Source organism: Gluconacetobacter diazotrophicus PA1 5 (assembly GCF_000021325.1).
Taxonomy (GTDB): domain Bacteria; phylum Pseudomonadota; class Alphaproteobacteria; order Acetobacterales; family Acetobacteraceae; genus Gluconacetobacter; species Gluconacetobacter diazotrophicus.
The window spans coordinates 1705065-1727716 of record NC_011365.1 but is presented as its reverse complement, the minus strand read 5'-3'; the positions used below and the strand labels follow the sequence as shown (position 1 = coordinate 1727716).

The window sequence follows — 22652 nt, the reverse complement described above, 5'->3', positions numbered from 1 at the left end:
GTCCTCCTTCAAAAAGATCCTCTAGAATTCAGCAACCTTCCCCCAGGACGAAACCCTGAAGCGCTCGGGGCTGTACGGCACGGGATCGACGATCGGGGCCGCGCCGGTGACAAGGTCGGCGACCAGATGACCGGCGCCCGGACCGATGCCGAACCCATGGCCCGAGAAGCCGGCGGCCAGGATCAGGCCCGGCACGGTGCTGATCTCGCCGATGGCGGGAACGCCGTCCGGCGTCGCGTCGATATAGCCCGCCCAGGCGGCCGAGATCTGTGTCTTGCGCAGTTCGGGCAGCAGTTCCACGGCGCGGCGGTAGGTCAGCCGCAATTTCGCGCGGTCCGGCCTGGGGTCGAGGATGCGCATGCGCTCCATGGGGGTGGGGGCATCGAGGCGCCAGCGGGCCAGGGTTTCGTGGCCGGAGCGTATGCCCTCCAGCCCGCCGGGGGCCAGGCTGCGCCAGCGTTTGAGGAACATCGGCAGGAACTGCGGCGCGAAGCGCAGTTGCTGGGGCGTGACATCGACGCGCCCGAAGCCGCTGATGGCCAGCGTATAGCCGCCGTCACTGCGCCGCGTGAACGAGATCTCGCTGGTATGAAGCGCGTCCGGCAATCCGGTGGCGCCGGGTGAAAGCGCCATGCTGGACGACCGGATGGAGGCCTGCGGGAAACGGATGCCAAGCTGGTGGCAGAAGGAGGACGCCCAGGCGCCGCCGGCATGGATGGCGATGGGCGTCCTGATCGTTCCGCGTTCGGTGACGACGCCGCTGACGCGGCCGCCTTCCTGTTCGATGCCGCGCGCGGCGCAGTGTTCCAGCACGGTGCCGCCCAGCTTCATGATGGCCCGGGCGACGGCGGGGGCGGCCATGCTGGGGTCCGCGACCCCGTCGGAGGGCGAGAACACGCCACCCTTCCACGCCCGCCCGCTGGCGGTGCCGCGCTCCGTCGCCTGGGCGCTGTCCAGGATCGTGGTCGTGACGCCCACTGTCCGGGCGAAGTCCCGCCACCGCGTCCAGCGTTCGATTTCGGCGTCGTCATTGCTCAGGTACAGCAGGCCGCACCGGCGAAAGCCGGTATCCTCGCCGCTTTCGCCCGCGAAGCTCTGCCACAGGTCCAGGCTGCGCGTCGCCATCGGCAGTTCGCGCGCGTCGCGGTTCTGCTGGCGGCACCAGCCCCAGTTGCGGCTGGACTGCTCGGCGCCCACGCGCCCCTTTTCGACCAGGGCGACGCTCAGGCCCCGCCGGGCCAGGTAATACGCGGCGAAGACCCCCACGATACCGCCGCCGATGACAACGGCATCCGCCGACGCGGGCAGCGTTGTCGACCCTTCGATATAGTGCAGCGGTGCGGACATGATGCTTCTCCAATCGCCGGTCCCGGCGGAAGATTCGGGCCGAAACCCGCCAGGGGGGCGGTGCGCCACTCTCTGTCCGGATTATCCGCCATATGGCCGGGAAAACCATCCGAAGGCTGGCGGGGGCATGGAATATTGTGCCGAACCGCGCCATGAATACAAAACATTCCGCCTCCGAGATCATTGATTCGGATGCGGCGGCCCGGCGGGGGGCTTCTATGATCGGATATCGCAGAACGCATCCATCAGCGGCAGAGGATCGTCAGACATGGCTCAGTTCCGTCCCAAATACATCACGTTCGACTGCTACGGCACGCTCATCTACTTCGAAATGGCCAATGCCGCGCGCGATCTGTACGGTGACCGGCTGGACGAGGCGGAGATGCAGGAGTTCATCAGGAACTTCTCGGGTTATCGCTTCGACGAGGTCATGGGCGACTGGAAGCCGTATCACGAGGTCGTCCACAACGCGCTGGAGCGGACCTGCAAACGCCGCGGCGTGACGTTCCACGACGACGATGCCAGGCTGGTCTACGAGCGCGTGCCGACCTGGGGCCCGCACCCGGATGTGCCGGCGGGGCTGGCGAAGGTGGCCAGGGAAATCCCGCTGGTCATCCTGTCGAACGCGATGGATGCGCAGATTCCCGACAACGTCGCCAGGCTGGGCGCGCCGTTCCACGCGGTGTTCACCGCGCAGCAGGCGCAGGCCTACAAGCCGCGCTTCAGGCCGTTCGAATACATGTTCGACGAACTCGGCTGCGGCCCCGAGGACATCCTGCACTGCTCGTCCTCGTTCCGCTATGACCTGATGTCCGCGCACGATCTGGGCATCAGGAACAAGGTCTGGGTCAATCGCGGCCACGAACCCGCGAATCCCTATTACGAGTATGTCGAAATCCCGGACATTTCCGGCCTGGCCGGTGTCGTGGGACTGTAAAGGTCAAGACCATGAAATTCGCCTCCTACTGGCATGACACGGCCCCCGTCTTCGACAAGGGCGCGGGCGGGCCGGTCGATGGCCACTATGACGTCGCGGTGATCGGCGGCGGTTTCACGGGGCTGTCGGCAGCCCGGCAGCTTGCCAGGGCAGGGGCCCGCGTCGTCGTGCTGGAGGCGGAGCGTGTGGGCTGGGGCGCGTCCGGCCGCAATGGCGGGCACCTGAACAACGGGCTGGCCCACAGCTACCCCGATGCGAAGGCGAAGCTGGGCAAGGAGCGCGCGATCGCGCTCTACAAGGCGTTCGACGATTCGATCGACACCATCGCCTCGATCATCGACGACGAGGGGATCGACTGCGATTTCCGGCGCGCGGGCAAGCTCAAGCTGGCCTCCAAGCCCCAGCACGTCGCGGGACTGGCGAAAAATTTCGAGGCGATCCACGCCGAGGTCGATCCCGACACCGCCCTGCTGTCCGCAGGCGACCTGAAGGCCGAGATCGGCGCGCCGTTCTACGGCGCGATGCTCTTCCGCAAGAGCGCGGTGATGCATATGGGCCGTTATGTGACGGGCCTGGCCCAGGCGGTCGTGCGGCATGGCGGCACCATTTTCGAAAACGCGCCGGTGACGGACACCGTCAGGACCGGGAACCGGCACGTCCTGACGACGCCGCGCGGGCAGGTGACGGCGGACACCGTGCTTGTCGCGACGGGCGCCTATACGACGCCGAATTTCGGGTTCTTCCGCAAGCGGATCATCGTCGTCGGCAGTTTCATCATCGCCACCCGCCCGCTGAACGCCGCCGAAATCGCGGCGGCCATGCCGGGCAACCGTACCTGCGTGACGTCGATGCATGTCGGGAACTATTTCCGCCTGTCGCCCGACAACCGCCTGATCTTCGGCGGTCGCGCCCGGTTCTCGGCAACGTCCGACCACACGTCGGATGCCAGGAGCGGCAAGATCCTGCGCGCGCAGATGGCCTCCATCTTTCCTGCCCTGGCCGATGTCGAAATCGATTACTGCTGGGGCGGCCTGCTGGACATGACGCAGGATCGCCTGCCGCGCGCCGGGTATCAGGATGGCGTGTGGTATGCCATGGGGTTTTCGGGACACGGCGCCCAGCTTTCGACCCAGCTTGGCGTGGTCATGGCCGACAATATCCTTGGCCGCGAGGACCGCAACCCGATGAAGGGCGTCGCGTGGAACGCCATTCCGGGGCATTTCGGCAAGCCGTGGTTTCTGCCGATGGTCGGACTCTACTACAAGATGCTGGATCGCATCCGCTGAAAGGACAGCCCTTCTTTCCTCAGGAAAAGAAGGGCTGTCCTCAAAGACCGATCAGGACGCTCTTGCTCTTGCGGTTGGCCAGATACGCCTCCCGCCCCAGATCCTTCCCCAGCCCGGACTGCTTGTATCCCCCGGTCGGCAGGATATGGTCGCGCGACCGGCTATAGCGGTTGACCCAGATCGTCCCCGCCTGGATCAGGCGGCTCATGCGGACGGCGCGTGACAGGTCGGACGTGAAAACCCCGGCGGCCAGGCCGTATGTCGGGTGGTCGGCCAGGGCCAGCGCCTCCTCCTCCTCGGTAAAGGTCTGGACGGTCAGGACGGGGCCGAAGATTTCCTCCAGCAGCGCCGGGGACCGGGGGGACACGTTGGCCAGGATCGTGGGCTTGTAGAAATATCCCGCGCAGTCCATCCGGCCGCCGCCGATGACGCATTCCGCGCCGTGGGCGATCGCGGCCTGCACGATGCCGTCGATACGGCTGATCTGCACTTCGGAAATGATGGGGGGATAGCACGATGTCTCGTCCCAGGTCGGGCCGGGACGCACGCGCTCCATGCGCGCGGCGACGGCTTCGACCAACGGGCCGGCGATGCCGTCCTGCAGGATCAGGCGCGTTCCGGCCACGCAGCCCTGTCCGGCATTGGCCAGGATGCTGGCGGCGATGGCATCGGCCGCCCGGGGCAGGTCGGCGTCGGCAAAGACGATCTGCGGGCTTTTCCCCCCCAACTCCAGCGTCATGGGCTTGATGCCGGTGGCGGCGATGTGACCGGCAATGGCGGCGCCGGCACGGCTGGACCCCGTGAAGCTGACCTTGGCAATGCCGGGGTGCCCGGTGATCGCGCTGCCGGTCGTCTGCCCGTCACCCAGGACGATATTGATCAGCCCGGCGGGAACACCGGCCTTCACCGCCAGTCGCGCCATATGGACGACCGAGAACGGGGTCTGTTCGGACGGTTTCAGGACAACGGCGTTTCCGGCGGCCAGGGCGGGCCCCAGTTTCCATCCGGCGGTGCTGATCGGCACGTTCCACGGCACGATGGCACCGACCACGCCATAGGGCTCGGTCATGATCATGCCCAGGCTGCGGTCGTCGGTCGGAACCAGATCGCTGCCTTCCTTGTCGGCGAATTCGGCGAAGAATCGGATCTGTTCCGCCGTGACGGCGATATCTCCCGCGACAAGCTGCCCGACCGGCCTGCTGGAAGACAGGGCCTCGATTTTGGCCAGGGTCGCGGCTTCCGTTTCCATCAGGTCCGCCCACGCCTGAAGGATTCTGGTGCGTTCGCGGGGGCGCAGTCCGGCCCAGTTGCTGGATTTCAGCGCCGCCTTTGCGGTATTGACCGCCCGGTCGACAAGGTCGGCCCCGGCCAGGGGGCATCCGGTCTGTGGCCGCCCGTCGGAGGGACGGAGGATATCGATCACGGGCTCGGCGGGCAGAAGGTCCCCGCCGATGAAATGGCCGACGGGCAGGGGAAGCGTATCCGGGTCGAAGCTCAGGCTCATCGGGAAATCCTGTTGTATTCCTGCTGCGTCGGCGTCACGACGCACAGCGTTGACCGAGTGCCGCGATCATGCGCAGGCATGCGGCCAGTTCGCTTTCCAGTATGAATTCGTCGGGCTTGTGCGCGCGGCCGATATCGCCCGGTCCGCAGATGATCGCATCGATGCCGGCCTGCTGGAACAGCCCCGCCTCGGTGCCGTAGCTGACCGCCGGAAGGGTGTCCTGGCCGGTCAGGTCTTCGACCAGGCGGGCCAGTCCGGTGTCCGGCGCCAGCAGCAGGGCAGGGTAGGCGCTGATCTGCTCCCACTCCGCCCGCACGCCGTCGATGGTGAGGGTTTCGACCGCCTCGCGGATGGGCGCCAGAAGGTCCGCCGGCTCGACGCCATGGATGGCGCGCGCCTCGACATCCATCGTGCAGCGTTCCGGGATCACGTTGATGGCCTGCCCGCCGGAGATCACCCCCGCCTGCAGCGACGAATACGGGGGCTGGAAAGCCGGGTGCAGCGGGCCCTCGGTCAGCTTTCGCGCCTGCGCGACGGTGGCGCCGAGGATGCCGGCCATCGCGTGGATGGCATTCGCGCCCAGGTCGGGGCGGGAGGAATGGCCCGGCCTGCCCCGCAGCGTGATCCGTGCCGCCACCTTGCCCTTATGGGCGCGGATTCCGCGCATCAGGCTGGGTTCGCCGATGATGGCGCCCAGGGGGCGGGCGCAAAGCTCGGGCAGGCGGGCGATCATGTGCGGCACGCCGCGCGCGCCGGCCTCCTCGTCATAGGAAAAGGCGATATGGATCGGCCGGGCCAGCTTCATCCGCGCCAGCGCGGGGACGCTCGCCAGGACGGCGGCAAGGAAGCCCTTCATGTCGGACGTCCCGCGCCCGAACAGCGCATCGCCGTCCGCGCGCATGCAAAACGGGTCGGATGACCATTCCGGTTCGCCGGCGGGAACGACGTCGGTGTGGCCCGACAGGATATAACCCGGCCGGTCGGCGGGGCCGATGGTGGCGAACAGGTTGAACCGGTCGCCCTCCGGCCCCGGCAGGGCGGATACCGTGGCGCCGTGTTCCTCCAGATAGGCGCGGACCCACTGGACGATCGCGCCATTGGGCGTGCCGACGACGGACGGAAAGGCGATCAGGCGTTCCAGTATGTCGACAACCGTCATCGTTCCCCCGCGTTCCCGTGTGTCGATTTGTCCCACGGATGCGGCAAGGCGGCGTTGCGAATGTGGACGGCATTTCGATAGATCATACCGCAATCGTTCCGCCGTGAAGCACGTGCTGCCGTGCGACACGCTCTGCCGCGAACGGGGGACGAAACGACAGAATCTCCTCTCTCCGGCCGCGAAGACGCGCTCCCTTATCGTTACGAACGGGTTATGCTTTCAAAAATCGCGCTGGAGGAGCTGTAACCCGGTGGCTTTCCGCTCTCATACGCGCCGCGACGCGCTTCAGATCCTGGCCGGGGGCGCTATCGCGGCCTGCGCGCCGCCGGGCGCGCGGGCGCAGGCGGTGGAAATCTCCCGGCGCGGGGGGCGCATCCGCGTCGCCGGCTTTTCCGGGTCCAGCGCCGATACGCTCGACCCCGCGCGCGGGGCGCTGTCCACGGATTATATCCGTGGCGCGATGTTCTATGACGCGCTGACGGAACTGGACGAGGCGCTGCAGGTACAGCCCTCCCTGGCCATTGCGATCGAAAGCGACGACGCCATCCGCTGGACGATCCGGCTGCGCAAGGGGGTCCGCTTTCATGACGGCTCCCCGCTGACGGCGGACGATGTGGTGTTTTCGCTGCTGCGGCATCTCGACCCGCGCGTGGGCTCGCAGCAGAAGGCGATCGCCCGGCAGTTCGGCAGCATCCGCGCGCGTGCCGCCGACGAGGTCGAGTTGACGCTGGTCGCGGCCAATGTCGATCTTCCGGCCCTTCTGTCCCTGGCGCCGTTCTACATCATCAAGAACGCCACGACCGATTTTTCGCGCGCCAACGGCACGGGCCCGTTCCTCTGCCAGGAATTCAGCCCCGGCATCCGCTCGGTCGCCGTGCGCAATCCGGACTATTGGCGCGACGGACAGCCCCACCTGGACGAAATCGAATTTTTCACCATCGCCGATGACATGGCGCGCCATGATGCGCTGATGTCCGGGGACGTCGACCTGATCGGCGGCGTCAATCCGCGGCTGGCGCCCCTGCTGCGGCAGCGCGGCCTGCAGATCATGGAAGCGCCGGGCGGGGCCTATACCGATTTCATCATGCGGCTGGACCAGGCGCCTGGCAATAACCCGGATTTCGTGCGCGGAATGAAATACCTGTTCAATCGCGAGCAGATGAAAAGCGCGATCTTCCGGGGCTACGCGCAGGTCGGGAACGACCAGCCGATCGCACCGGGGTTTCCCTATTTCGATGCGTCGCTGCCCCAGACCGTGCAGGACCTGGACCGCGCGCGCTATCATTTCCGGCGATCCGGCCTGACGGGCAGCCGGGTGCCGATGGTCTGTTCGCCGGCGGCGGAGGGATCGGTCGAAATGGCGATCCTGTTGCAGCACGATGCGCGGCCGCTGGGCATCGACCTGGCCATCCAGCAGGTCCCGGCGGACGGGTACTGGTCGAATTACTGGATGCAGGCGCCGATATCCTTCGGCAATCTGAACCCCCGGCCCCGGGCCGAAATGGCGTTTTCGCTGTCCTATGCCTCGGACGCGCCGTGGAACGAATCCCGCTGGCGCAATCCTGAATTCGACCGGCTGCTGCGCGCCGCGCGGGGCGAGCGCAATGAAAGCCTGCGGGCCGAGATGTTCGCGCAAATGCAGGTCCTGGTCCATGACGGCAGTGGGGTGTGCATTCCGCTGTTCCTGAGTGATATCGACGCGTTTTCACCCCGTCTGCGCGGCATGCGGCCCAGGAAGACGGGGGAGTTCATGGGCTTCGAATTCGCCCGCCATGTCTGGCTGGCGTCATGAACCGGTTTTCGCGCCACCTGATCGTGCTGCGGCTGGCGGGCCTGCGCATCCTGTCCGCGCTGGGCACGCTCCTGCTGGTGACCATCCTGATCTTCGCCGCGACCAGCTTCCTGCCCGGCGATGCCGCGCAGGCCATCCTGGGACGCAGCGCGACACCGGAAGCGGCGGCCGCGCTGCGCCATTCCCTGCATCTGGACCAGCCCGGATGGTGGCGGTTCCTGGTCTGGATCGGCGGGATGCTGCACGGTGATCCCGGCTATTCCCTGATCAACCACGCCCCGGTGCGCGCGCTGATCGGGCAGCGGCTGCCGCATTCGCTGCTGCTGGCCGGGCTGACGGCCCTGGTCACGGTGCCCACGGCGCTGGTCCTGGGCATCACCTCCGCCGTCTTCCGCCAGAGCTGGTATGACCGCACGGTGGCGTCGGCGACGATCGCGGTCGTGTCCCTGCCGGAATTCCTGGTCGCCACTTTCGCGGTCCTGGTCTTCGCCGTGGAACTGCGCTGGCTGCCGGCGCTGTCGGACACGACGCAGGTGCATGGGCCGGGCGATTTCCTGCGGGCCTTCGCCATGCCGGTCATCAGCCTGAGCTGCGTGGTGATCGCCCAGATGATCCGCATGACGCGGGCCGCGATGTGCGACGCACTGGACGCGCCCTATATCGAGATGGCGCGCCTGAAGGGCTGCGGCCCGGTCAGGCTGGTCCTGGTGCATGCGCTTCCGAACACGATCGGGGCGCTGCTGAACATCATCGCGCTCAGCCTGTCCGGGCTGCTGGGCGGCGTCGTGGTGATCGAGACCGTGTTCGATTACCCGGGCCTCGCGAAACTGATGGTGGATGCCGTGGCAACGCGCGACATGCCCGTCATCCAGGCCTGCGCCCTGATTTTCAGCGGGACCTACCTGGTGCTGATCACGCTGGCCGATGTCGCATCCATACTCGGCAACCCGCGCAGGAGGCGTTCTTGACCGAGCCGGTTCTGAATGACGAGGCGGGCATGGTCGCCGCGACGATCGCGGGCCCGGCGCGGCCATGGCGCCGGGCGGTGACCGGGCGGCAGGGGGTCGCGCTGGGGGCGTGCGTTCTTTTCGGGATCGTCCTGCTGCTGCCGTATCTTGCGCCCTTCGATGGCGGGGCGGTGGTCAGCGACGCGGTCTTCGCGCCGCCCAGCCGGCATTTTCTTCTCGGCACCGATTATCTGGGCCGCGACGTCTTCAGCCGCATCCTGGTGGGCGTGCGCGACACGGTCTTCATCGCGCTGGCCGCGACCCTGCTGGCCTGCGCGGTGGGCGCCACGCTGGGCATCGGGTCGGCCCTGGTCGGCGGATGGGCGGAAATCCTGCTCAGCCGCCTGTGCGATGCGCTGATTTCCATTCCCAGCGTCCTGTTCGGGCTGATCCTCGTCGCGGCGTTCGGTTCGTCCTGGCCGGTGCTGATCGGCGCGATGGCGGTGATCTACATGCCCGGATGCTATCGCGTGTCCTATGCGCTGGCGCTTCAGCTCCACCAGCTCGATTTCGTGCTGGTGGCGCGGGGCCGGGGCGAGGGCCTGCCTTACCTGATCCGCCACGAAATCCTGCCGAACATGATCGGGCCGGTGCTGACGGACATGGGCCTGCGCTTCGTCTATGTCGTGCTGCTGCTGAGCAATCTCAGCTTCCTCGGGCTGGGGGTGCAGCCGCCCGACGCGGACCTCGGCTCGCTGGTGCGCGAGAACATTCTCGGCATCGTCTTCGCGGCGCCCGCCGTCCTGGCGCCCGCCTTGGCGATCGCGGTGCTGACCGTCGGCGTCAACCTGTCGATCGACCGGATGTCCGCCAAGGGGGGCCGCCGGTGAAGTCGCTTGCCGAACTGCCCATCATCTCCCTCTCCGGCCTGAAGATCACCGGCCGGCGTCCCGGCGAGCCCGAGACGGTGATCGTCGACGGCATCGACCTGACGGTCCAGCGGGGCGAAGTCATCGCGCTGATCGGCGAATCCGGGTCCGGCAAGACCACGATCGCGCTCGCACTGCTGGGCTACGCGCGCCAGAACTGCCGTATCGCCGGGGGCACGATCACCGTCGCGGGGTACGACGTGCATGCGATGGGCCCGGCGGCGCTGCAGAAGATCCGCGGCCGCACCGTCGCCTATGTCGCGCAGAGCGCGGCCGCGTCGTTCAACCCGGCCAAGCCGATCATGACGCAGGTCATCGAGGCCGCGCACCTGCACGCCACGATGCCGCGGCGCGAGGCGGAGGCCCGCGCGGTGGAACTGTTCCGGCTCCTGGCCCTGCCGGACCCGGACAATGTGGGGCGGCGCTACCCGCACGAGGTATCGGGCGGGCAGTTGCAGCGCCTGCTGGCGGCCATGGCGCTGATCACCGACCCCGAGATCATCATCTTCGACGAACCGACGACCGCGCTGGACGTCACCACGCAGATCGAGGTGCTGGCCTCGTTCAAATCCGTGGTCAAGGCCCTGAACATTACCGGCATCTACGTCTCGCACGACCTGCCGGTGGTGGCGCAGGTCGCGGACCGGGTGGTCGTGCTGCGCCACGGCACGATCCAGGAAATCGCGCCCGTCCGGCAGATCCTGGAGGCCCCGGCCCACCCCTATACCCGCGCGTTGCTGAAGGCCGCGTCCCCCGTGGCGCGCGACCGCCCGCCGTCGGAACGACAGGCCCCGGTCCTGGCGGTGTCGGGGCTGGTGGCCGGCTATGGGGGGCTCGATCCGCGGGGCTATCCCGTCGTGCCGATCGTCGATGGCGTGACGTTCACGCTCGGGCGCGGCAGGACGCTGGGCATCATCGGCGAATCCGGGTCCGGCAAAAGCACGCTGGCGCGGACCATCGCCGGGTTCCTGCCCGCGGCCCGGGGCACCGTCATGCTGAACGGGACCCCTCTGGCCCCCGACCTCGCCCACCGGTCGCGCGAGGAAAAGCGCCGCATCCAGATGGCGTTCCAGATGGCGGATACCGCGCTCAACCCCCGCCAGCCGATCAGGACCATCCTGTCCCGCCCGTTGCAGCTCTATCACGGCATGCAGGGGGCGGCGCTGGATGCGGAAACCCGGCGCATGCTGGACCTGGTGAAGCTTCCGGCGGCGATGGCCGGCCGCCTGCCCGGCGAATTGTCCGGCGGGCAGAAGCAGCGGATCAACCTGGCCCGCGCGCTGGCGGCGCGGCCCGACGTGCTGCTGTGCGACGAAATCACCTCCGCGCTGGATACGGTGGTGGCGCAGGCCGTGCTCGACCTGCTGCGGGACATCCAGCGCGACCTGGGACTGTCCTGTATCTTCATCACGCATGGGCTCGAAACCCTGCGCTCGGTCTGCGACGACGTCATGGTCCTGTATCGCGGGCGCACGGTCGAGGTCACGCCCCGCGCGGCATTGGGCGATCCGGTCCATCATCCCTACACCACCCTGCTGACCGGTTCGGTGCCCGAATTGCGGCCCGGTTGGCTGGAGGATATCCGCGCCGCCCGCGCGCTGGACCGCCCGGCCCCGATGGCGGATGCCTCGGGGGGCGCGGACGTTCGCGCGCTCTGCCCGTTCCTCGATCGCTGTCCGGTGCGCCTCGATGCCTGCCGGACCGCGCCGCCTCCCGTGCGGCACAGTCCGGCCGGGGCGGATATCCTCTGTCATCGCCAGATGCCGTAGGCTCCACAAAGGAAACCCGGCGGTCCGTCTGGCGTATGCAGCCGGGCGTCCATTTCGGACAGCCCGCAAGTCGAGGCCACGATGCCCGGACCACATGACAAGCCCGGCTCCTCGCGCGTCCCCCTCCGGCTTACGCCGGGCACGCTGGGCCGCCTGGGCGTCATCGGGGCCGTGATGCTGGCCCTGTGCGGCGCCTTCGCCTGGGATGCGGGCGTCCTGTCCTCCCGCCGCCTGACGCAGGGCGGGGTGATGGCGGCCCTGCGGGCCGTGGACGGGCTGCATCCCGGCTTTCGCCGCAACCATGCCAAGGGGCTGTGCGTCACCGGCTGGTTCCAGGCCAGCGGGCAGGCTGCGGCGCTCTCCACGGCCTCGCTCTTCCGTCCCGGGCGCGTGCCGGTGGTCGGGCGGTTCGCGCTGGCGGGCGGCATGCCGTTCCAGCCGGACGCGCCGGCCAAGGTGCGCAGCATGGCGCTGCGCCTGATGCCGCCCGACGGGCAGGAATGGCGGATGGGAATCAACGATATTCCGGTCTTCGTCGCGCGCACCGCGCAGGAATTTCGCGACCTGCTGCTGGCCACCCGGCCCGATCCCGCCACGGGCAAGCCCGATCCGGCCCGGATAGGGCCTTTCCTGTCCGCGCATCAGGCGGTGGCCACGGCGCTGGGGCGTGTCGCCGCCCGGCCGCTCACCTCCGGCTTCGGCGACGATACCTACTACAGCCTGGACACGTTCCGCTTCGTCGATGCCGGCGGCGCCTCCGTGCCGGTCCGCTGGGCGATGGTGCCCCTCCAGCCGGTCCAGCCGGCCGGGGCCGGCGGGGGGCCGGACTATCTGTTCGACGACCTGGCCGCCACGCTGCGCCGGCAGCCGCTGCAATGGCGGCTGGTGGTGACGGTGGGTGATCCGTCCGATCCGACCGCCGACCCGACCCTGCCCTGGCCGTCCGGCCGCCGGCAGGTCGATGCCGGCCTGCTGACGCTGGACCGGGCCGAGAGCGAGGATGGCGGCCCCTGCACCGGCATCACCTACGACCCGGTGGTCCTGCCGCCCGGCATCACCCTGTCGGACGATCCGATCCCGGCCGCGCGGTCGGCCGCCTATATGCGGTCCTTCATCCTGCGCTCGGGCGAGGCCAAGCCGCCCAGCGCCGTAACGCCGGCCATGGCCGGGGCGGGGGGCGGATCATGACCCCCGTCATCCGCACCCGCGTCATCCGGTTTTCCGTCCTGGCCCGGGTCCTGCACTGGCTGATGGCCGTGATGATCCTGGGCATGCTGTTCGTCGGTGCGTTCATGGCCGCCAGCGTGGGGCCGTCCTACGCCGCCCTGGTGGCGCTGCACCGGCCGATGGGCATCGCGATCCTGCTTCTGACCGCGATCCGGCTGGGCAACCGGCTGATCGTCCCGCCGCCGCCGCTGCCGGACGGCATGCCGGCCATCCAGCGCATCGCGGCCCTCGGGTCGCATATCCTGCTCTATGCCCTGATGATCGCCATGCCGCTGGTGGGCTGGGGCATGCTGTCGGCGGGCGCCTATCCGGTCGTGCTGTGGGGGCCGGTGCGCCTGCCGCCGATCCTGCCGCATGATCCGGCCCTGTTCGCGCTGCTGCGGCACATGCATACATGGCTGGCCTTCACCCTGTTCGGGGTGATCGTCGCGCATGTGGGCGCCGCGCTGCTGCATGGGCTGATCCTGCGGGACGGGGTGTTGCCGGCCATGGCGTCCTGGCGCAGGGGGCGGACGGGGAGGGAGGATGTGTGATGATGAAGACCATTCTGGGGCGCTACAGCACGCCTGACGGCCATTGGGTCGGGGACGGCTTTCCCGTTCGCTCGCTGTTTTCGTACAATACGCTCGGACAGGAGGTCAGCCCCTTCCTGCTCCTGGACTATGCCGGGCCCCACCGCTTCGCGCCGGCCGACGCGCCGCGCGGCGTGGGGGTGCATCCGCATCGCGGGTTCGAAACGGTGACCATCGTCTATGACGGCGAGGTCGAACATCGCGATTCCACCGGCGCCGGCGGCGTCATCGGGCCGGGCGACGTGCAGTGGATGACGGCGGGAAGCGGCATCCTGCACCAGGAATTCCACTCCCGCGCCTATACCCGCACCGGCGGCCCGTTCCGCATGGTCCAGCTCTGGGTCAACCTGCCGGCCCGGGACAAGATGGCGCGCCCCGGCTACCAGTCGATCGCCTCGGCCGACATTCCGGTCGTCGCCCTGCCCGACGAAGCCGGGCAGGTACGCGTGATCGCCGGCGCGTATGGCGGCACGGCGGGACCGGCACGGACCTTCACGCCGCTGGATGTCTGGGATGTCGGCCTGCGCGCGGGGGCGCACGTGACCTTCGACCTGCCGGAGGGACACACGGCGATGCTGGTGGTGCTGGAGGGACAGGTCACGGTGAATGACGGTTTCGCCGCCGCCGGGGCCGACATGGTCCTGCTGGACCGCACGGGGCAATCGGTATCGGTCGCGGCCCGGGACGACGCCATGCTGCTGGTCCTGACCGGCCAGCCGATCGACGAGCCGATCGTGGGCCGCGGCCCGTTCGTGATGAATACCGAGGCCGAAATCCACCAGGCCATCGAGGACCTGCGCGGCGGCCGGTTCGGTACCCTCGGGGCCGCCTGAGCGGATTTGAAAGCAGGGGACGGAGTGCGCGGCCGGTCGCCGTCCTGCATCGTGGGTGCGCGACAGGTTTGGAAGGAACGCCCCGATGGTCGAGATGACAGACATGACGGAACGGGACCCGCGCTGGGCCCGCATCGTGGCACGGGACCGCCGCGCGGACGGCCTGTTCTGGTATTCGGTGCGCACGACCGGGGTCTATTGCCGCCCGTCCTGTCCCTCCCGAATGGCAAAGCCCGGCAACGTGCGCCTGCATGACACGCTGGGGGCCGCACGGGCCGCGGGCTTCCGTCCCTGCCGCCGCTGCAACCCGGACGGCGCATCGCCGCAGGATATCGGCCAGGCCCTGGTCGTCCAGGCCTGCCGGCTGATCGCGGCGCGGGACGACATGCCGTCCATCGCCGACCTGGCCCGCGCGGTGGAACTGAGCCCCAGCCATTTCCACCGGCTGTTCCGGGCCGAGACCGGCCTGACGCCCCATGCCTATGCCGCCGCCCATCGCGCCGGCCGCATCCGCGCGGAACTGCCCCGCGCGGACAGCGTGACCGAGGCGATTTTCGATGCCGGATACGGGTCCAGCGGACGGTTCTACGCCCAGGCGGCCGATCTGCTGGGCATGACACCGGCCCGCTATCGCGCCGGCGGCGCGGGCGAACGGATTCGCTTCGCCGTCGGGCAATGCAGCCTCGGCGCGATCCTGGTCGCGTCCAGTGCCAGGGGCGTGGTCGCGATCCTGATCGACGACGATCCGAACACCCTGGTCCGCGACCTGCAGGCACGTTTTCCCCGCGCCGAGCTGATCGGCGGTGACGAGGAGTACGAACGGCATGTCGCACTGGTGGTGGGCTTCGTGGAGGCACCCGGAATCGGGCTGGACCTGCCGCTCGATATTCGCGGCACCGCGTTCCAGCATCGTGTCTGGAGCGCGCTGCGCGACATTCCGGCAGGGCAAACCGTCACCTATGCCGACATCGCCCGACGGATCGGCCAGCCCCAGGCTGTCCGGGCGGTCGCCGGGGCCTGCGCGGCCAACCGGATTGCCGTGGCCATTCCCTGCCATCGCGTCGTCCGCAACGACGGCGCACTGTCGGGCTATCGCTGGGGGGTGGACCGCAAGCGCATCCTGATCGATCGCGAGCGCACGGCCGCGCCGGTTCCTTCCGCCCGTCCAGAAGGCCGATCGTCTTGACCGTGTGGAAGACCGAATGGGCGTCGTGACATTCCGCCAGCAGGTAATTGGGAATTCCCGGCGCGGCGTGGTGGACGTGATGCAGCCCGATGCTGGCGGAAAACCAGGTCAGGATGGGATGGAGCCGCAGGAAGGAGCATCCGGTCAGCGATTGGCAGCACGCCGGTCTCGCCCCTTGCATGCGCGCCACCCGTTCCGCCCTCGGCCGATTGCATGATAGGGTGGGGCGGCTGTGCAGGAGAGGACATGTGCTTGTCCGTGAGGGAGAAACCCGGACCTTCGTCATGGATCGCCGCCTTGGCTGCTCGCTCGCCGCCATCGCGGGGGCGGTGAATGCGGCGGGATTCCTGGCGGTCGGCTATTATTCGGCCAACATGACGGGCAATGTCTCCGCCCTGGCCATGAGCCTGCATGTCGGCGACCTGGCCGTCGTCGCGTCCTGCCTCGGACTGATCGCCGCCTTCGTGACCGGGGCGGTGGTTTCGACCTTTCTGGTCAATGCGGGCCGCCGCCGGCGGCACCGGGCGGTCTATGCCTTCAGTATCCTGCTGGAATCCGTGCTGCTGGGACTGCTCGGGGTCCTGGATATCGCATTGCATACCGGCCCGCGCGGTCCGGTCCTGGCCTATGGGCTCAGCTTCCTGATGGGGCTTCAGAACGCGACAGTGACCCGCATCTCCGGCGCGCGGGTCCGGACAACGCACATGACCGGAATGCTGACCGATTTCGGCATCGAAATTGCGGACTGGCTGGACGCCTTCCGCTCGGCCGAGGATCCGGGCCAGTTGACCCAGACACGCCAGCGGCTGCTCCTGCATGGCGGAATCGTTCTGTCATTCGCGGCGGGCGGGCTGGCGGGGGCCCTTGCCTATGGCTGGTGGACGGCGCGATTCTTCCTGGGACTGGCCGTCCTGCTGGCCTGGCTGGCCCTGCCCGGGGTATGGGCAGGCCCTGGCGCGCGCGGCGTCATGGGGCCGACCGAGCCCGGCCGGACGACCTAGCCCCGTCCACCGGCAGTCACCCCAGGTTGACGAGGCCGGACAAGGCGTCCTCCAGCACATGGGCAAACATCCCCGGCACCAGACTGCCGCGCACGGCGGCGGCGGCACCGAAGAGCAGCCCGAGAACGGTGATCTGCGCCGCCAGCACCGGCCCCTGGTAGAGATGCGCCGCACCGAAGATGGCAGCCTGCGCCACGACCCCGATCCAGGTCCGACCGGAAAGATAGGCGATCTGCCTTTGCAGAAGTCCGCGAAAGGCCAGTTCCTCGATCACCCCCGCGCAGGCGGCGAGCACCAGCCAGACGGGGATTTCCCAGTCGTGTGAAGGAATGATCCGGTTGACGGCGGCGACATCGCCCGCGCCGAGAAGATGCGTCATCCCGGCCTCGGCACCGCGCAGAAGCGCGAACAGCAGCAGGCCGCACCCCAGATCGGCAAGAAGCGTGCGGGTATCGGGACGCCGCGCGCTGACAAGCGCCGAGCCCCAGCCCCACGCCGCGCAGGCTGGCGCGGACGAAGTGGAAGAGCAGGTATTCGCCGCCGATCAGCGACAGGAAAAGGACGATCTGCTCATGGGGATGATGGCCGGGCGAGGCCGTGCCCGTGCCCTGCCGGCGCGTCAGGAAACCGCCGAGGGCCATCATCGCGACGATGGCGCAGAACCCGGCGGTGCGTCCGGGGGATGCGACGGGTCGGGTCGGCACGGAAAGGTCGGAATGCATCTGGCGGGTTCCTATTGCAACCTGGTGGCATTAAAGTCGCATGATGGATGCGAAAAAGCAACTCAGTAGCCTTAAGGATTCTCCGCCGCAGGATTCCGCGGAAATCCGGCGTCGTCCGGGCGGCCGCAGCGCACGCTTCCACGCGGCGGTGATCGAGGCGACGCTTGCGATGATGGAGGCGGGCGAGATGCCGAGGGTCGAGGAGGTCGCGCGCCGTGCGGGCGTGCAGAAATCCTCGATCTATCGCCGGTGGGAGACGATCGGCGGCCTGGTCTTCGAGGCCGTGGGCATGAAGGCGCGCCTGACGATGCCCCTGCCCGATACCGGGTCATGCCAGGACGATCTCAGGACCTATCTCGCCTCCATGGTCGCCTTCCATCGCTCCGACTTCGGGCGGCTGGTGACGCGCCTGATCGTCGACGTGCCCGAGGCCGTCCGGCGCGAGTTCTGGCGTGCCCGCCTGGACGCGGCCTCGATCCTGCTGAAAAGGGGCCAGGCGCGGGGGGAGGTGGCGCAGGGGCTGGACGTGCGGCTCGCCACCGAAATGCTGATCGCGCCGCTCTATTTCCGCGCGCTGGTCTCCGCCGAGGAGGTCGTTCCCGAACTGGCCGATACGATTTCCGGACTCGTCCTGTCGGGCGCGGCGTCCTGATGCCGACCTTCATCCCGGGCGGCCACACGATCCTGGCCCATTACCCGGGCGATGACGGCGATGTCTGGATCAGCGAGGACATCGTGACGGAAAGCCGCATCTACTGGCAGGACCGGTGCTGCCAGAGCGAAAGCGACGCGGACGGGGTCAGCTACGCCGCCTATATCCATGCCTTGTTCGGCTTCATCATGCAGACCCCGGCGGGAACGCGACCGGACGAGCCGGTCCTGCTGATCGGATGTGGCGGCGGGTCGCTGGCGGCGATGCTGAGCGTGGCGGAACGGGCGGTCGAGATCGTCGACGTGAATCCCGCGTCCTTCCTGATCGCCCGCCAGCATTTCGGCCTGCCGCTGTGGATACCGTGCCATGCGATGGACGGGGCGCGCTATCTCCATGCCCTTCCGCCGACGCAGCGCTATGGCGCGATCATCATCGATGCATTCCGGGGGGAGCGGGTTCCCGACCACCTGCTGGGCCGGGCCTTCCTGGCCCAGGTCGCCTGTCGCCTGTCGGATGGCGGGTTCATGGCGATGAACCTGCTGGAATGGCCCGATCACCCCGAACCGATCGTACGGGCCGTGGATATGGCCGGGGCCGAAATCGCGCCTCCGGGTACGGTCAGGCTGTTCGAGGAAGCGGTGGAGTGCGAACGCAATGTCATCCTGCTGGCCGGAAACGTATCGGGTTTCACCCTGCCCGACCTGCTGCTGCCGCCCCGGACCATGATCGCCGAAACACGCAGGATGCTGACCCGGATGCGCTTCAGAAGAACGGCCTGATCCCGAGTCCGCGCTTTCGGGGGTGGAGACTTGTTGTGACAATCACTGTTACAACAACAAAGTTTTAAATTCGACCCTGTCGGGTCGCCGAATGTCACGTCTCCGTCAAAATCGGCTCGAACTGTAACCTGCGTGGCAACCGGCAGGGCGCCGCGGCGTCAACTCCATTCCGGTGACAGCCGAGCGGACGATGAGTTCCTGTCCAGCAGGGATCGACGAGCCCGTCCCACAGGACGGCAGGCAGGGATGACAGATGCCAGGCGCCCAGGTGTCGATCGGAAAAATTTTTCATTTATGCAGCAAAGGGTATTCATATTCATTTACGTCATGTCATCGAATAATCAGTCTGTCATAAACTTCGCATACCAGAACTTGGAATGAACAGATCTGGTATTGTGCGGAGCCGCCATGATTCCGCCTTAAATCTTTCATTAAAATAAATTTGACATCCGTAAATTCCCCGTGATCTTCTGCGCCGGCGCTCAGGCGAAAAAACGGGGAAAGTCCTTTATAAATCACTGAATTACAGTGACGGCGCGGTCGTGGTTGCTCTGCAATCTGAAGAGTTTCCTTCAGGAGGATGGAATGGCGCATGTACGCCGAAAAGTAGCCACGCTGAATATGGCGTTGGCCGGGTCCCTGCTCATGGTGCTGGGCGCGCAAAGTGCGCTGGCGCAAGGGAATTTCAGCCGGCAGGAAGCCGCGCGCATGGCGCACCGTCCGGGTGTGATGCCTCGTGGCGGCCCGCTCTTCCCCGGGCGGTCGCTGGCCGGGGTGCCGGGCTTCCCGCTGCCCAGCATTCATACGCAGCAGGCGTATGACCCGCAGTCGGACTTTACCGCCCGCTGGACACGTGCCGACGCATTGCAGATCAAGGCGCATTCGGATGCGACGGTCGCGGCCGGGCAGAATTCCCTGCCGGCGCAACTGACCATGCCGAACATCCCGGCGGACTTCCCGGTGATCAATCCGGATGTCTGGGTCTGGGATACCTGGACCCTGATCGACAAGCACGCCGATCAGTTCAGCTATAACGGCTGGGAAGTCATTTTCTGCCTGACGGCCGACCCCAATGCCGGATACGGTTTCGACGACCGCCACGTGCATGCCCGCATCGGCTTCTTCTATCGTCGCGCGGGTATTCCCGCCAGCCGGCGGCCGGTGAATGGCGGCTGGACCTATGGCGGCCATCTCTTCCCCGACGGAGCCAGCGCGCAGGTCTACGCCGGCCAGACCTACACGAACCAGGCGGAATGGTCCGGTTCGTCGCGTCTGATGCAGATACATGGCAATACCGTATCGGTCTTCTATACCGACGTGGCGTTCAACCGTGACGCCAACGCCAACAACATCACCCCGCCGCAGGCCATCATCACCCAGACCCTGGGGCGGATCCACGCCGACTTCAACCATGTCTGGTTCACGGGCTTCACCGCCCACACGCCGCTGCTGCAGCCCGACGGCGTGCTGTATCAGAACGGTGCGCAGAACGAATTCTTCAATTTCCGCGATCCGTTCACCTTCGAGGACCCGAAGCATCCCGGCGTGAACTACATGGTGTTCGAGGGCAATACCGCGGGCCAGCGTGGCGTCGCCAACTGCACCGAGGCCGATCTGGGCTTCCGCCCGAACGATCCCAATGCGGAAACCCTGCAGGAAGTCCTGGATAGCGGGGCCTATTACCAGAAGGCCAATATCGGCCTGGCCATCGCCACGGATTCGACCCTGTCGAAATGGAAGTTCCTGTCGCCGCTGATTTCGGCCAACTGCGTCAATGACCAGACCGAACGGCCGCAGGTGTACCTCCATAACGGAAAATACTATATCTTCACCATCAGCCACCGCACGACCTTCGCGGCCGGTGTCGATGGACCGGACGGCGTCTACGGCTTCGTGGGTGACGGCATCCGCAGTGACTTCCAGCCGATGAACTATGGCAGCGGCCTGACGATGGGCAATCCGACCGACCTCAACACGGCGGCAGGCACGGATTTCGATCCCAGCCCGGACCAGAACCCGCGGGCCTTCCAGTCCTATTCGCACTACGTCATGCCGGGGGGACTGGTTGAATCGTTCATCGACACGGTGGAAAACCGTCGCGGGGGTACCCTGGCGCCCACGGTCCGGGTGCGCATCGCCCAGAACGCGTCCGCGGTCGACCTGCGGTACGGCAATGGCGGCCTGGGCGGCTATGGCGATATTCCGGCCAACCGCGCGGACGTGAACATCGCCGGCTTCATCCAGGATCTGTTCGGCCAGCCCACGTCGGGTCTGGCGGCGCAGGCGTCCACCAACAATGCCCAGGTGCTGGCGCAGGTTCGCCAATTCCTGAACCAGTAATGACGGGGTTCGACCAGCCCGCCCTCCGGCGGGCTGGTCTTTCGATATTGATGACCATGACCGGGACAGTTCCGCGATCGGCCGGATGGCGCCGCCTGTCGCGGCGCTGCCTGCCGGCCGCGTTCGCCCTGCTGTTTCCTCTCGGGGCGCCGCACGCGGCCGATACGCCCCAATGGCGGCCCGTCCTGCATTTCTCGCCGGCGGCGTACTGGATGAACGATCCGAACGGGCCCATCCTTCTCGATGGCGTCTATCACCTGTTCTACCAGTACGCTCCCGGCAGCATGACATGGGGGCATCCGTCCTGGGGGCACGCGACCAGCACGGATCTGCTCCACTGGACGGAGCATGGCGTCGCGATCGCGGCGACACCGGGCGAGGAGATCTTTTCCGGAAGCCTGGTGCCGGACCCGCTGAATCGCTCGGGTCTGGGGAGTACGGACGCGCCGCCGCTGCTTGCCTTCCACACATCCGTGTTCCACGACAATCCGGCCCATCCCGACGGTACGCAGGCACAATCGGTGTCCGTCAGCCATGACGGCGGTTTCACGTGGCGGCCGTACGCCCACAACCCCGTCCTGACGCTTCATCCGGACTCCCGGCAGTTCAGGGACCCTTCGGTCTTCTGGTACCAGGATGGCGGCTGCTGGATCATGACGACCGTCGTGGGCGACGCCCAGCTGGTCAAGCTCTACCGGTCCACCGACCTGCTGCACTGGTCGTTTCTCAGCGACTTCCAGCCCTCCGGCTATCGCAAGCCCGGCATGCTGTGGGAAATGCCCACACTGGTTCCGCTGAAGCTGGACGGAAACCCGCGGGCGACCAGATGGGTCATGATCGTCAGCGTCAATCCGTGGAGTATCGCGGGCGGATCGGGCGTGCAGTATTTCGTGGGCCGGTTCGACGGCGTGACCTTCACGCCGGACGCGCTGCCTCCGCCGGGGTCCGATCCGTCCCGCTATGACTGGCTCGACCACGGCGCCGACCAGTATGCGACGACCCTGTTCGCCAATACCGGCTCCGGCGCCCCGGTGCTGATCGGGTGGATGGACAACTGGGACTACGCGACGGACCTTCCGACCGCGCCCTGGCGGGGGCAGATGACCCTGCCGGTGGACATCGCGCTGAAGACCGTGGACGGACATCCCACCGTGATCCAGACCCCGACCCGCGCGTACGAGGACATGGTCAGGAAAAAGGGAGTCGTGACCTACGGGGACCGGAACCTGCCGCAGGACGGGCGCGTGACGATCCCGTCCCGGGGCGAGGTCCTGGACATCCGCCTGGTGCTGCGGCGCGGCGGCGCCCGGCGCGCCGGCATCGTGGTACGGGAAACGCCGGACGGCAGGACCGGCACGTCGGTCAGCTACGATTTCGTGGACGGTACCCTGACCGTGGATCGCGGCCGTTCCGGCCTGGTCGGCTTCTCGCCCCGCTTCAGCACCCGGCATATCGCGTACCTGGCCGCGCCGGGCGGCGAAGTCGCGCTTCATCTGGTCGTCGATCGCGCTTCGGTCGAACTGTTCGCCAATGATGGGGTGCTGCGCATGACCGACCTGATCTTCCCCCCGGCGGGAAGCGACCGGATCTCGCTGTTTGCCGAAGGGGGCGGCGCCACCATTCACGGATTGCGGGTGGCGGTGCTGGCCCGATGAAATCCCCGGTGAAAT

19 protein-coding genes are annotated in these 22652 nt (G+C 67.5%); 15 read left to right on the top strand and 4 right to left on the bottom strand.

Going from position 1 to position 22652, the window contains the following annotated elements; all coding sequences use genetic code 11:
• Nucleotides 1–21: 21 nt before the first annotated feature.
• Complete coding sequence (locus GDIA_RS07725) at nt 22–1347, bottom strand: NAD(P)/FAD-dependent oxidoreductase (protein ID WP_012222864.1); 1326 nt, start codon at nt 1345–1347, stop codon at nt 22–24.
• 268 nt (nt 1348–1615) lie between these two features.
• On the opposite strand from GDIA_RS07725, the gene GDIA_RS07720 reads away from it, so the two are divergent.
• The gene (locus GDIA_RS07720; RefSeq protein ID WP_012222866.1) at nt 1616–2284 is read left to right on the top strand and encodes a haloacid dehalogenase type II; all 669 of its coding nucleotides are present in this window, start codon (nt 1616–1618) and stop codon (nt 2282–2284) included.
• Between the two features lie 11 nt (nt 2285–2295).
• Nucleotides 2296–3570, top strand: a complete 1275-nt coding sequence (locus GDIA_RS07715; RefSeq protein WP_012553842.1) for an NAD(P)/FAD-dependent oxidoreductase — start codon at nt 2296–2298, stop codon at nt 3568–3570.
• Between the two features lie 40 nt (nt 3571–3610).
• Here the strand turns inward: GDIA_RS07715 and GDIA_RS07710 are convergent, their stop codons facing one another.
• Together GDIA_RS07710 and argE are read right to left on the bottom strand one after the other, a co-directional pair.
• On the bottom strand, nt 3611–5074 hold the full coding sequence (locus GDIA_RS07710) for an aldehyde dehydrogenase family protein (protein WP_012222870.1): 1464 nt from the start codon (nt 5072–5074) through the stop codon (nt 3611–3613).
• A gap of 34 nt (nt 5075–5108) precedes the next feature.
• Nucleotides 5109–6233 carry an acetylornithine deacetylase gene (argE, locus tag GDIA_RS07705; protein ID WP_012553841.1) on the bottom strand — a complete coding sequence of 375 codons (1125 nt, stop codon included), beginning with the start codon at nt 6231–6233 and terminating at the stop codon, nt 5109–5111.
• 250 nt (nt 6234–6483) lie between these two features.
• Here argE and GDIA_RS07700 point away from each other — a divergent pair, with 250 nt between their 5' ends.
• The 9 genes from GDIA_RS07700 (at nt 6484) to GDIA_RS07660 (ending at nt 16489) form a co-directional block, all read left to right on the top strand.
• The gene (locus GDIA_RS07700) at nt 6484–8025 is read left to right on the top strand and encodes an ABC transporter substrate-binding protein (protein WP_012553840.1); all 1542 of its coding nucleotides are present in this window, start codon (nt 6484–6486) and stop codon (nt 8023–8025) included.
• Nucleotides 8022–8993, top strand: a complete 972-nt coding sequence (locus GDIA_RS07695) for an ABC transporter permease (protein ID WP_012553839.1) — start codon at nt 8022–8024, stop codon at nt 8991–8993. The genes GDIA_RS07700 and GDIA_RS07695 overlap by 4 nt, the downstream gene beginning before the upstream one ends.
• Nucleotides 8990–9862, top strand: a complete 873-nt coding sequence (locus GDIA_RS07690) for an ABC transporter permease (RefSeq protein ID WP_012222878.1) — start codon at nt 8990–8992, stop codon at nt 9860–9862. Before GDIA_RS07695 ends, GDIA_RS07690 begins: the two co-directional genes overlap by 4 nt.
• Complete coding sequence (locus GDIA_RS07685) at nt 9859–11670, top strand: ABC transporter ATP-binding protein (RefSeq protein ID WP_012553838.1); 1812 nt, start codon at nt 9859–9861, stop codon at nt 11668–11670. The genes GDIA_RS07690 and GDIA_RS07685 overlap by 4 nt, the downstream gene beginning before the upstream one ends.
• A gap of 81 nt (nt 11671–11751) precedes the next feature.
• Nucleotides 11752–12858 carry a catalase family peroxidase gene (locus GDIA_RS07680; RefSeq protein WP_012553837.1) on the top strand — a complete coding sequence of 369 codons (1107 nt, stop codon included), beginning with the start codon at nt 11752–11754 and terminating at the stop codon, nt 12856–12858.
• Entirely contained in the window at nt 12855–13430 is a 576-nt protein-coding gene (locus tag GDIA_RS07675; RefSeq protein ID WP_012222884.1) for a cytochrome b, read from the top strand. The genes GDIA_RS07680 and GDIA_RS07675 overlap by 4 nt, the downstream gene beginning before the upstream one ends.
• The gene (locus tag GDIA_RS07670) at nt 13430–14302 is read left to right on the top strand and encodes a pirin family protein (RefSeq protein WP_012553836.1); all 873 of its coding nucleotides are present in this window, start codon (nt 13430–13432) and stop codon (nt 14300–14302) included. Before GDIA_RS07675 ends, GDIA_RS07670 begins: the two co-directional genes overlap by 1 nt.
• A gap of 85 nt (nt 14303–14387) precedes the next feature.
• Nucleotides 14388–15488: a bifunctional DNA-binding transcriptional regulator/O6-methylguanine-DNA methyltransferase Ada gene (gene ada / locus GDIA_RS07665; protein WP_012553835.1), complete on the top strand. Its 1101-nt coding sequence runs from the start codon at nt 14388–14390 to the stop codon at nt 15486–15488.
• Between the two features lie 248 nt (nt 15489–15736).
• Nucleotides 15737–16489, top strand: coding sequence for a YoaK family protein (locus GDIA_RS07660; protein WP_012553834.1), 753 nt, complete (start codon nt 15737–15739; stop codon nt 16487–16489).
• Nucleotides 16490–16505: 16 nt separating this feature from the next.
• Here the strand turns inward: GDIA_RS07660 and GDIA_RS07655 are convergent, their stop codons facing one another.
• Nucleotides 16506–16868, bottom strand: coding sequence for a CPBP family intramembrane glutamic endopeptidase (locus GDIA_RS07655; protein ID WP_012553833.1), 363 nt, complete (start codon nt 16866–16868; stop codon nt 16506–16508).
• A 383-nt stretch (nt 16869–17251) separates the two neighbouring features.
• Between GDIA_RS07655 and GDIA_RS07650 the strand changes: the two genes are divergently transcribed.
• From GDIA_RS07650 to GDIA_RS07635, 4 genes are all read left to right on the top strand, one after another.
• Nucleotides 17252–17863, top strand: a complete 612-nt coding sequence (locus GDIA_RS07650; RefSeq protein WP_012553832.1) for a TetR-like C-terminal domain-containing protein — start codon at nt 17252–17254, stop codon at nt 17861–17863.
• Nucleotides 17863–18642, top strand: coding sequence for a spermidine synthase (locus GDIA_RS07645; protein WP_012222898.1), 780 nt, complete (start codon nt 17863–17865; stop codon nt 18640–18642). Before GDIA_RS07650 ends, GDIA_RS07645 begins: the two co-directional genes overlap by 1 nt.
• Before the next feature lie 585 nt (nt 18643–19227).
• Complete coding sequence (locus tag GDIA_RS07640; RefSeq protein ID WP_012222901.1) at nt 19228–20982, top strand: glycoside hydrolase family 68 protein; 1755 nt, start codon at nt 19228–19230, stop codon at nt 20980–20982.
• Nucleotides 20983–21038: 56 nt separating this feature from the next.
• Nucleotides 21039–22637: a glycoside hydrolase family 32 protein gene (locus tag GDIA_RS07635; RefSeq protein ID WP_144880038.1), complete on the top strand. Its 1599-nt coding sequence runs from the start codon at nt 21039–21041 to the stop codon at nt 22635–22637.
• The last annotated feature ends 15 nt before the right edge of the window (nt 22638–22652 follow it).